We start from the raw sequence: 9,086 nt of genomic DNA, 5'->3' as shown, positions 1-9,086 counted from the left end.
GGGCAGCCTGGGCTCGCCGCGTTTCAGCCTGGAACTGCAGGAACCCACCGACGAGCGCCCGGCCGCACTGCTGGTCACGCGTCGCCACATGGGCGAACAGATGATCCAGGTGTTGCCGCTGGTGGCCTTCGAAACCGGCGAACTGCGTGCTCTGCACCAGTCCTCGCTGCTGCTGCACGGCCTGGTCCGCAACGGCGCCAAGATCAGCCGCGGCGCCAAGTCGGTGGAGATCGAAAGCTTCGCCGACGCGCGCAATTGGCTGCTCGATGAAGCCAAGAAGGGTCGCCAGATCCAGCGCTTCAAGGGCCTGGGCGAAATGAACCCGGAACAGCTGTGGGATACCACGGTGAACCCCGACACCCGCCGCCTGCTGCAGGTGCGCATCGAAGATGCGGTCGCTGCGGACCAGATCTTCAGCACCCTGATGGGCGATGTGGTCGAACCGCGTCGCGACTTCATCGAAGACAACGCGTTGAAGGTCGCCAACCTGGATATCYGACACAATCGAAGCAGTGCCGGCCGGTTGCGACCTGCAACCGTGCCGGCCATCGCCTTTCGATGCCAGGAATCCGATGTCCGCTACTGCCCCGGCGTCCACCACGCCTCCGCTGCCCCCTGCCTCAACCACCGCATCCGGCGGCAAGCCGCGATCGCCCGTCGCGGGTTTCTTCATCGACCTGGGCATCGCCATCGTGGCGTTGTTCGGGCTCAGCCTGCTTAGTGGGCTGATCTGGGGTCTGTACCGCGGCGCCGTCGTCGGCTCCGAAGCGGCACGTCAAGGCAACGCGATCGACGCCAGCGCCCTGGCCCAGCAACTGGGCCAACCCGGTGCCCTGGCGCAGATCGTCATGGCGCTGGTCGCCACCGGCGGCACTGCGCTGCTGCTGTATTTCCTGCGCCGCCGTGCTGATGCCGGCGAACGCAACGCCTCGCTGCAGGCCGCACGCCGTCCCTCCACCTGGGGCTGGACGCTGTTGGTCGCCACCGGCGTGGTGATCGGCAGCAACCTCATCGCCTATCTGGCCAAGCAGGCCGGAATCGAACCGGTGCCGACCAACCTGGCGCTGATGGAACAGGCCCTCACCCGCTTCCCGTGGTTCCTCGCGCTGTTTGCGGTTGTGCTTGCGCCGGCCTACGAAGAACTGCTGTTCCGTCGCGTCCTGTTCGGGCGCCTGTGGCAGGCCGGCCGCATGTGGCTGGGCATGCTGCTGAGCAGCCTGGCGTTCGCGCTCATCCATGAAATTCCCGGCACCAGCGCCAATGGCCCTTGGGAAATCGCCCAGTTGTGGCTGGTCTACGGCGGCATGGGCGCCGCGTTTGCGTGGTTGTACCAGCGCACCGGTACGCTATGGGCACCGATCGTGGCGCATGGACTCAACAACGCGATCGCGCTGGCTGCGCTGGTGTTCCTTGGCCTTCACTGAGCGTCGCGCCCGCTTGACGAAAATTTACATCCGGGCCCTACACACTGGGCACATGAACACGGGGGACCTGCGATGAAACCAGTGCTGTTCGGCGTTGCGCTTGCGGTGTTGGTCAGTGCCTGCGCCACCACCACCTCGCCCACCGGGCGCCGGCAGATGGTGGGCGGTGTGTCGCAGGCCGAACTCGACCAACTCGGCGCGCAGGCGTTTACCGAGACCAAGCAGAAGGAAACGATCAGCACCGATGGCCGCCAGAACGGCTATGTGCAGTGCGTGGTCAACGCGCTGGTTGCCCAGTTGCCGCCACAGTACCGTGGCGTACGGTGGGAGACGGCGGTGTTCGTCGACAAGGAACCCAATGCCTTTGCGCTGCCAGGCGGCAAGGTCGGGGTGAATACCGGCATCTTCACCGTGGCCAAGAACCAAGATCAGCTGGCGGCGGTGATCGGCCACGAGATCGGCCATGTCATCTCGCGGCACCACGAGGAACGACTGACCCGGCAGATGACAGCGAACACAGGGTTAGCCGTGGCAGGCCTCCTGGCCGGCGCGGCCGGCGGCGAAGGTGCGGCCAACACTGTCAATCAGTTTGGTGGCATGACCGCGCAGGCGGCCTTCCTGCTCCCCGGCTCCCGTGCCCAGGAAAACGAAGCCGACGTGGTCGGCCAACGGCTGATGGCCGAGGCCGGGTTCGACCCCGGCCAGGCGGTCAACCTGTGGCAGAACATGATGGCCGCCAGTGGCGGGCGCTCCCCGCAATGGCTGTCCACCCACCCGGACCCGGCCAACCGTATCCGCGAACTGCAGCGCGACGCGCCGGCCCTGGCCGGGGTGTACCAGCAGGCGCAGGCAGCGGGGCGGAAGCCGAAGTGCGGGTGATCAGCGCAAAAGATGCTGTATTGCAGCATCGGAAACGATTTCTCACGCCATCAGTTTCTGATACGTTTGGCGGCTCAGATTTTTCTGACAGTCCGTTTTGATGCCGCTGCGGCGGTTCGATCGAGGTGAAAGATGATTTTCAGCAATCACAAGCAAGCCGTCCTTTCCGTCCTCATCGCGACCGCCATTGGTGGCGCCGTGGTCACCGATGCCTTCGCCCAGTCCTCCCGCTCGTCCGAGCGTGGTGGCCGCAGCGGTGGCAACAAGCAGGCCAAGGCCGAGGCGCTCTACCCGAACGCGACCCGCCAGGAGCCGAACCTCAAGGCGTCGGCCAAGCTCGGCAGCAAGCTGCAGAAGCTGATTGACAGCTACAACRACCAGAAGTTCCCGGAAACCCGGGCCCTGGCCGATGAAATCCTGGCCAACCCCGCCGCCAACACCTACGACAAGTCGCTGGCCGCGCAGCTGGGCTCCCAGGCCGCCTACAACACCGACGACTCCGCTGCGGCCAAGAAGTACCTGCAGCAGGTGCTGGAATTCAACGGCCTGGAAAACAACGGCCACTTCCAGTCGATGCTGATGCTGGCCCAGCTGCAGTTGCAGGACAACGAGACCGCCGCGGGCCTGGCCACGCTGGACAAGTACCTGGCCGAAAGCAAGTCGACCAAGCCGGAAGAACTGGTCATCAAGGGCCAGGCGCTGTACCAGGCCGAGCGCTACGCCGATGCCATCCCGGTGCTGCAGCAGGCCATCGCCGGCTCGCCCGAGCCGAAGGACAACTGGAACCAGCTGTTGATGGCGGCCATGTCCGAAGCCGGCCAGACCGGTGAAGCGGTCAAGCAGGCCGAAGCGCTGGCCACCAAGAACCCGACCGACAAGAAGGCCCAGCTCAATCTGGCCAGCATGTACATGCAGGCTGACCAGATGGACAAGGCCGGCGCGGTGATGGGCAAGCTGTACACGGCCGGTCAGCTCACCGACGAACGTGAATACAAGCAGCTGTATTCGATCTATGCCAACACCGAGGGCAAAGAAAAGGACGTAATTGCCGTTATCAATGATGGGTTGCAGAAGGGCATCCTGAAGCCGGACTACCAGGTGTACCTGGCCCAGGCCCAGGCGTACTACTACTCCGACCCGCAACAGACGGACAAGGCCATCCAGGCGTGGCAGAACGCCGCCCCGCTTTCCAAGGACGGTGAAACCTACCTGAACCTGGCCAAGGTGCTGTATCAGGAAGGTCGTATTCCGCAGGCCAAGGAAGCGGCGCGCCAGGCGAAAGCCAAGGGCGTGAAGAACCCCAAGGATGCTGACAAAATCATCAACCTGAAGTAAGTGGGAATAACGCCTGAATGCCTGCCACAGTGATGCGCAGGCGCTCAGGATTGGTATAAGCTTGGAGGTTCCTGCGGTGTCATGCACCGCTGATCATGGGCTACCTGTCCCCGGGTATCCCGGCCCCACTAATGAGCTCTTGGCGCATGACGGAACAACTAGTCGTTCACAGGTACGAACAACGCGATGACACCGGCTTCAGCTGGCCGCGGATCGTGGGTATCGCTTTTGTAATCGCACTGCATCTCACCGCCTTCATGATGCTTCTGATCCCCGCCGTGGCCCCCAAGGCTGCTGCGGAGAAGGAACGCAACATCATGGTGACCCTGGTCGACGCTCCGCCGCCGCCCCCACCGCCGCCGCCGCCGCCGCCGCCGACTGAAACGCCGCCGCCGCCGGTCAAGAACCTGTCGCCGCCGAAGCCGTCGCCGGTGCCGCCACCGCCGCAGGCTCCTGTGGTCGACGTGCCGGAACCGCGTGCGAACGACATCGTCACTCCTCCGAGCCCGCCGTCGCCGCCCGCGCCGCCGAGCACGATCGAGGCCAGTGTCGATATCTCCTCGAAGAACATGAACCCCCCGCGTTACCCGCCGGCTGCTTTCCGTGCAGGTATCCAGGGTGAAGTCATCCTGATCATTKATGTCGATGCCAATGGCAACGTCACCAATGTGTCGGTCGAACGGTCCAGCCGTAACCGTGACCTCGACCGCGCCGCAATGGAAGCAGCTCGCAAGTGGAGCTTCCGTTCTGCGGAGTCGGGCGGGAAGAAGGTCGCAGGTCGCGTTCGCGTCCCGGTCAACTTTGCGCTGAACTGATGGTTCGCGGTGGCCCGCCGGCCACCGTCCCGTCGGTTATTTGTAGCAACACCATTCATCACCACACACAACAAAGGTAAGCGTCATGCTGCAGGAACTCTTCATCGCCGCTGCTGCTGGGGGCAACCCGTCGAACGCCCTCTCGCAGATGGGCTTCGAGCACTTGATCCACGAAATGACCACCCAGCCGGGTGACTTCGCCGTCTCCTGGGTCGTGTTGCTGACCCTGATCGTCATGTCGGCCATGTCCTGGTACTGGACCGTCATCAACATCTTCCGTGCAACCCGCCTGAAGAGCGCGGCCGACAAGGTCGTGAGCCTGTTCTGGGATACCCCGAACGCGCAGGATGCCATCCGTGCCATGGAAGAACAGCCGGCTTCCGAGCCGTTCTCCAAGATCGCGCTCGACGCTGCCCAGGCAGCTGCCCACCACCAGCGTGCCGAAGGCGGCGCAACCGGTGGCCTGGGTGAGAACCTGAGCCGTTCGGAATTCGTCGATCGCGCCCTGCGTCAGGCCGTGACCCGCGAAAGCAACAACCTGCAGTCGGGCATGACCCTGCTGGCCACCGTCGGTGCAACCGCTCCGTTCGTCGGTCTGCTGGGTACCGTGTGGGGCATCTACGGCGCGCTGATCAAGATCGGTGCCACCGGTTCCGCCTCGATCGACGCCGTTGCCGGCCCGGTGGGTGAAGCACTGATCATGACCGCCATCGGTCTGTTCGTGGCTATCCCGGCCGTGTTCGCCTTCAACTTCTTCAGCAAGATCAACAGCGCCACGATCAGCAAGTTCGATACGTTCGCTCACGACCTGCACGACTTCTTCGCCACCGGTTCGCGCGTCCGCTAATTGCGACGCGCTTCACCGAGCGAGAACGTAGTCAACACGATCTAGACGGAGCCCGTTATGGCTTTCAGTAGTGGTAACAGCGGCGGCCCCATGGCCGACATCAACGTTACGCCCCTCGTGGACGTGATGCTGGTGCTGCTGATCATCTTCATCATCACGGCGCCTCTGATGTCCCACAAGGTCAAGGTGGATCTGCCGGAGGCCAACCTGGTGCAGAACCCGGAAGACGCTGAGAAGCGTTCGGGCCCGATCACCCTGGCAGTCAAGGAAGACGGCTCGATCTACTGGAACGACGAGGAAATCAACAAGCAGACCCTCGAGTCCCGCTTGTCGACCGCCGCCCAGCAGACTCCGCAGCCGCCCCTCAACCTGCGTGGTGACCGCACCACCAAGATGCGCGTCATCAACGAGATGACGAAGATCGCGCAGGAACAGGGCATGCTCGACGTTGGCTTCGTTGCCACCAAAGAGAAGGGGCAGTAAGCCATGGCGTTCAGTACTGGTGGTAATAAAGGCCCCATGGCCGACATCAACGTCACGCCCCTCGTGGACGTGATGCTGGTGCTGTTGATCATCTTCATCGTCACCGCGCCGATCATGACGTACCCGATCGCCGTGGACCTGCCGCAGCGCGTGCTCAACCCACCGCCGCAGCTGGTCGAGCCGCCGCCGCCGATCGAACTCAAGATCGACGCCAGCAACCAGGTCTCGTGGAACAACAGCCCGGTCGCGACCGGCGAGCTGCAGCAGCGGATGGAACAGGAGGTCCAGAAGGACCCGACGAACCAGCCGGAACTGCGCATCGACGCCAGCCCGGACTCCGAGTACGACGTGATGGCCAAGGTGTTGGCTGCCGCGAAGAATGCTCAGATGAAGAAGATCGGCTTCGTACAGCAGTAAACCGCACGACGCAGTCATGACGCGACTGGAAAACGCCCCTTGGAAGAGGGGCGTTTTTTTTTGCCCCGCCACTGGCCAACGCCGCGCGCGCGCACGGGACGCGCGCGGCCCGCTATCATCCGCGCATGCTCGCCACCTACCCTGCCCTCGCGGCCTGGCTCGACGCCGTCCCGCACCTCCGTCCGTTGCTGGTGGCGGCCTACATCCTCTACCTGCTCTGGCTGACCGGCTGGATCATGCTGCAGAAGCGCGAGCCGGTAGCCACGCTGAGCTGGATCCTGTCGATGGCCGCCCTGCCCTACCTGGGGTTGTTCATCTATTACCTGCTGGGCCCGCAGAAAGTGAAGCGGCAGCGCCTGCGTCGCGGTCGCGCGCGCTCGGGCATGGAGCACTACAGCAGCGTGTGCCCGCCCGACGCGGACTGCACCGAGCTGTCCAAGATCGCCCAGGCCACTACCGGGCTGGCGCCCAGCTCGGCCACCGAGGTGGAGTGGCTGGTCGACGGTGCGGCGACTTACCGCACGTTGCTGGCGGCGGTGGCGACTGCCCAGGACCACCTGCACGTGGAGTACTACATCTTCAACCCGGACCACGCCGGTACCGCCTTGCGCGATGCGCTGGTCGAGCGCGCCCAGGCCGGCGTGCGCGTGCGCCTGCTGCTGGACGCAGTGGGTTCCTCGGGCATCCGCAAGCGCTTCCTGCAGCCGCTGCTGGACGCCGGCGGCGAGGTGGCCTGGTTCCATCCGCGGCAGCTGCTCAAGCCGTTCAAGCGGCCGTGGTTGAACATGCGCACCCACCGCAAGCTGGTGGTGATCGACGGCCGCATGGCCTTCACCGGCGGCATCAACATCACCGACGAGGAGGACGAAAGCCGTCGTCCCGACGCCTATCGCGACCTGCATATGCGCGTGGTCGGGCACGTGGTGCGCAGCCTGCAGCTGGTATTCGTGGAGGACTGGATCTATGCCACCGGGCAGGAGCCGGCACGCTTCAACATCGCCCAGCTGTGGCCGCATGACATGCCCAGCCGCCAGGACGGGCGCATCGATGCGCAGGTGCTGGTGTCCGGGCCGGATTCGGCCTGGGAAACCATCCACCGGCTCCAGGTGGCGGCCATCCACGAGGCGCGTGAACGGGTCTGGCTGGTGACGCCCTACTTCGTCCCTGGCGAAGCGGCCCGCATGGCGCTCACCTCGGCCGCGCTCGGCGGGTTGGACGTGCGCCTGCTGGTGCCCAAGATGAGCGATTCCTGGTTCGTCACCCAGGCGGCGCGGTCCTACTTCGACGAACTGCTGCTGGCCGGGGTCAAGATCTACGAATACGGCCCGCGCATGTTGCACACCAAGGCCTTCATCGCCGACCAGGACGTGTGCATCGTCGGCAGTGCCAACTTCGACCACCGCAGCTTCCGGCTCAACTTCGAGCTGTCGATGATGTTCGTCGATGCCGATCGCGTGGCCGCGCTGGAGCGCATTCTGGCCGCCGAGTTCGACGCCGCCGTGCGCGTGCAGAACGACCGCAAGCGCTCGCTCTGGCGGCACCGGGTGCCCGAGGCGTTCGCCCGGCTAGCCTCGCCGCTGTTGTGACCGGCCACGTGGAACCGCAGCGGCCGGCGGCGCTACACTTGCCCGGTCAACGGGGAGAATGACGATGCATTGGCTGTTCCTGCTGCTGGCGCTGGGCGCATTCGCGCTGGCGCTGAAGACGCCCCACGATGGGGTGATGCTGCTGTCCCTGCTGGGGACGCTGGTGTTCCTGCTGGCCTGGGTGCGCGGGCTGTACGTCGCGCGTTTCGGCAACCTGCAGCGCGACATCTCCAGCGTGATCGATCCCGCCGAACTGCGCCGGCTGCGCGAACTGGGCCAGGCCCGCCGCCAGGCCGCCACCGAAGATACCGACACCCCGTAGTGCCATGACCCAGCTCAGCGTCAACGTCAACAAGATCGCCGTGCTGCGCAATTCGCGCGGCGGCACCGACCCGGATGTGCTGCAGGCCGCGACGGCCTGCCTGGACGCGGGCGCGCACGGCATCACCGTGCATCCGCGCCCGGACCGCCGGCACATCCATGCCGAAGACGTTGTCGCGCTGTCGTCGCTCACCGCCCGGCGTGGCGTCGAGTTCAACATCGAAGGCAACCCGTTCGCCCCGCCGCGCGAAGGCTACCCCGGCCTGCTGCCGCTGTGCGCGCAGACCCGGCCCGCCCAGGCCACCCTGGTGCCAGACGGCGACGGCCAGCTCACCTCCGACCACGGGTTCGACTTCGCCCGCGACGGGGAGCGGCTGCGCCCGCTGATCGCCGAGCTCCGGTCCTACGGTTGCCGCGTCAGCCTGTTCGTCGATGCCGGCAACCCGGATATCGCCCAGGCCGCGGCGATYGGCGCCCATCGCGTCGAGCTCTATACCGGCCCCTATGCCGAAGCACATGCCGCCGGTGACGCCAGCGCGATGCTGGCCCTGTTCGCCGATGCCGCGCGTCGTGCCCAGGCCGCCGGGCTGGGAGTAAACGCCGGCCACGACCTGTCGCAGGACAACCTGCGCGACTTCCTGCAGGCCGTGCCGGACGTGCTGGAAGTCTCGATCGGCCATGCGCTGATCAGTGAGGCCTTGTATGCCGGGCTGGACGCCACGGTGAAGGGATATCTGGCGTTACTGTAAGGCGCTCACCGACCGTTGACTGGCGCCATGACCGACGATGTCCTGCCCGTGTGGCCTGTGGACAAGTTTGGGGACGAATTCGTACCTGTACCGCCAGAGGCCCGTCGTAGCGGGACTTTCGGGATATAGTGGGGTTGTGGTTAGTAATACTGCTAACCAAAGATTAACCTCTGCGGCCCGCCTGCCATGAACACCCCGCTCCCCTCCGTCCAAACCACTGTTCCCGGAAG

10 protein-coding genes and 1 pseudogene are annotated in these 9,086 nt (G+C 65.1%); all 11 read left to right on the top strand.

What is annotated here, in order from left to right; all coding sequences use genetic code 11:
• A pseudogene (gene gyrB, locus AC1DQP_RS12145) lies at positions 1-496 on the top strand (DNA gyrase subunit B); the annotation flags it as partial.
• 76 nt (positions 497-572) lie between these two features.
• Positions 573-1,424 (top strand): lysostaphin resistance A-like protein, encoded by an 852-nt coding sequence (locus AC1DQP_RS12140; protein WP_478051677.1) that lies wholly within the window; start codon positions 573-575, stop codon positions 1,422-1,424.
• A gap of 72 nt (positions 1,425-1,496) precedes the next feature.
• A complete protein-coding gene (locus tag AC1DQP_RS12135) occupies positions 1,497-2,303 on the top strand; it encodes a M48 family metallopeptidase (protein WP_478051676.1) in 807 nt (268 codons plus the stop codon).
• Positions 2,304-2,435: 132 nt separating this feature from the next.
• The gene (locus AC1DQP_RS12130) at positions 2,436-3,638 is read left to right on the top strand and encodes a tetratricopeptide repeat protein (protein WP_478051675.1); all 1,203 of its coding nucleotides are present in this window, start codon (positions 2,436-2,438) and stop codon (positions 3,636-3,638) included.
• Positions 3,639-3,784: 146 nt separating this feature from the next.
• Positions 3,785-4,453, top strand: coding sequence for an energy transducer TonB (locus tag AC1DQP_RS12125; protein ID WP_478051674.1), 669 nt, complete (start codon positions 3,785-3,787; stop codon positions 4,451-4,453).
• Between the two features lie 85 nt (positions 4,454-4,538).
• Positions 4,539-5,300 (top strand): TonB-system energizer ExbB, encoded by a 762-nt coding sequence (gene exbB / locus AC1DQP_RS12120; protein WP_256776079.1) that lies wholly within the window; start codon positions 4,539-4,541, stop codon positions 5,298-5,300.
• Between the two features lie 57 nt (positions 5,301-5,357).
• Positions 5,358-5,783 (top strand): ExbD/TolR family protein, encoded by a 426-nt coding sequence (locus AC1DQP_RS12115; RefSeq protein WP_038691526.1) that lies wholly within the window; start codon positions 5,358-5,360, stop codon positions 5,781-5,783.
• A 3-nt stretch (positions 5,784-5,786) separates the two neighbouring features.
• The gene (locus AC1DQP_RS12110) at positions 5,787-6,200 is read left to right on the top strand and encodes an ExbD/TolR family protein (protein WP_038691524.1); all 414 of its coding nucleotides are present in this window, start codon (positions 5,787-5,789) and stop codon (positions 6,198-6,200) included.
• A 125-nt stretch (positions 6,201-6,325) separates the two neighbouring features.
• Positions 6,326-7,786, top strand: coding sequence for a cardiolipin synthase (gene cls / locus AC1DQP_RS12105; RefSeq protein WP_457319841.1), 1,461 nt, complete (start codon positions 6,326-6,328; stop codon positions 7,784-7,786).
• A 64-nt stretch (positions 7,787-7,850) separates the two neighbouring features.
• Positions 7,851-8,108 carry a hypothetical protein gene (locus AC1DQP_RS12100; RefSeq protein ID WP_457319839.1) on the top strand — a complete coding sequence of 86 codons (258 nt, stop codon included), beginning with the start codon at positions 7,851-7,853 and terminating at the stop codon, positions 8,106-8,108.
• A 4-nt stretch (positions 8,109-8,112) separates the two neighbouring features.
• Positions 8,113-8,856 carry a pyridoxine 5'-phosphate synthase gene (locus AC1DQP_RS12095; RefSeq protein WP_256776602.1) on the top strand — a complete coding sequence of 248 codons (744 nt, stop codon included), beginning with the start codon at positions 8,113-8,115 and terminating at the stop codon, positions 8,854-8,856.
• Positions 8,857-9,086: the final 230 nt, after the last annotated feature.

The sequence above is a fragment of the Stenotrophomonas sp. P5_A8 genome, assembly GCF_056400545.1.
Note: the sequence above shows the minus strand (reverse complement) of the source record. Positions and strands in the feature narration are given on the sequence as shown.

Coding starts and splice junctions, on each gene's coding strand:
- exbB (WP_256776079.1), top strand. CDS start 4,539: ATGCTGCAGGAACTCTTCATCGCCGCTGCTGCTGGGGGCAACCCGTCG.
- AC1DQP_RS12115 (WP_038691526.1), top strand. CDS start 5,358: ATGGCTTTCAGTAGTGGTAACAGCGGCGGCCCCATGGCCGACATCAAC.
- AC1DQP_RS12140 (WP_478051677.1), top strand. CDS start 573: ATGTCCGCTACTGCCCCGGCGTCCACCACGCCTCCGCTGCCCCCTGCC.
- AC1DQP_RS12135 (WP_478051676.1), top strand. CDS start 1,497: ATGAAACCAGTGCTGTTCGGCGTTGCGCTTGCGGTGTTGGTCAGTGCC.
- AC1DQP_RS12100 (WP_457319839.1), top strand. CDS start 7,851: ATGCATTGGCTGTTCCTGCTGCTGGCGCTGGGCGCATTCGCGCTGGCG.
- cls (WP_457319841.1), top strand. CDS start 6,326: ATGCTCGCCACCTACCCTGCCCTCGCGGCCTGGCTCGACGCCGTCCCG.
- AC1DQP_RS12110 (WP_038691524.1), top strand. CDS start 5,787: ATGGCGTTCAGTACTGGTGGTAATAAAGGCCCCATGGCCGACATCAAC.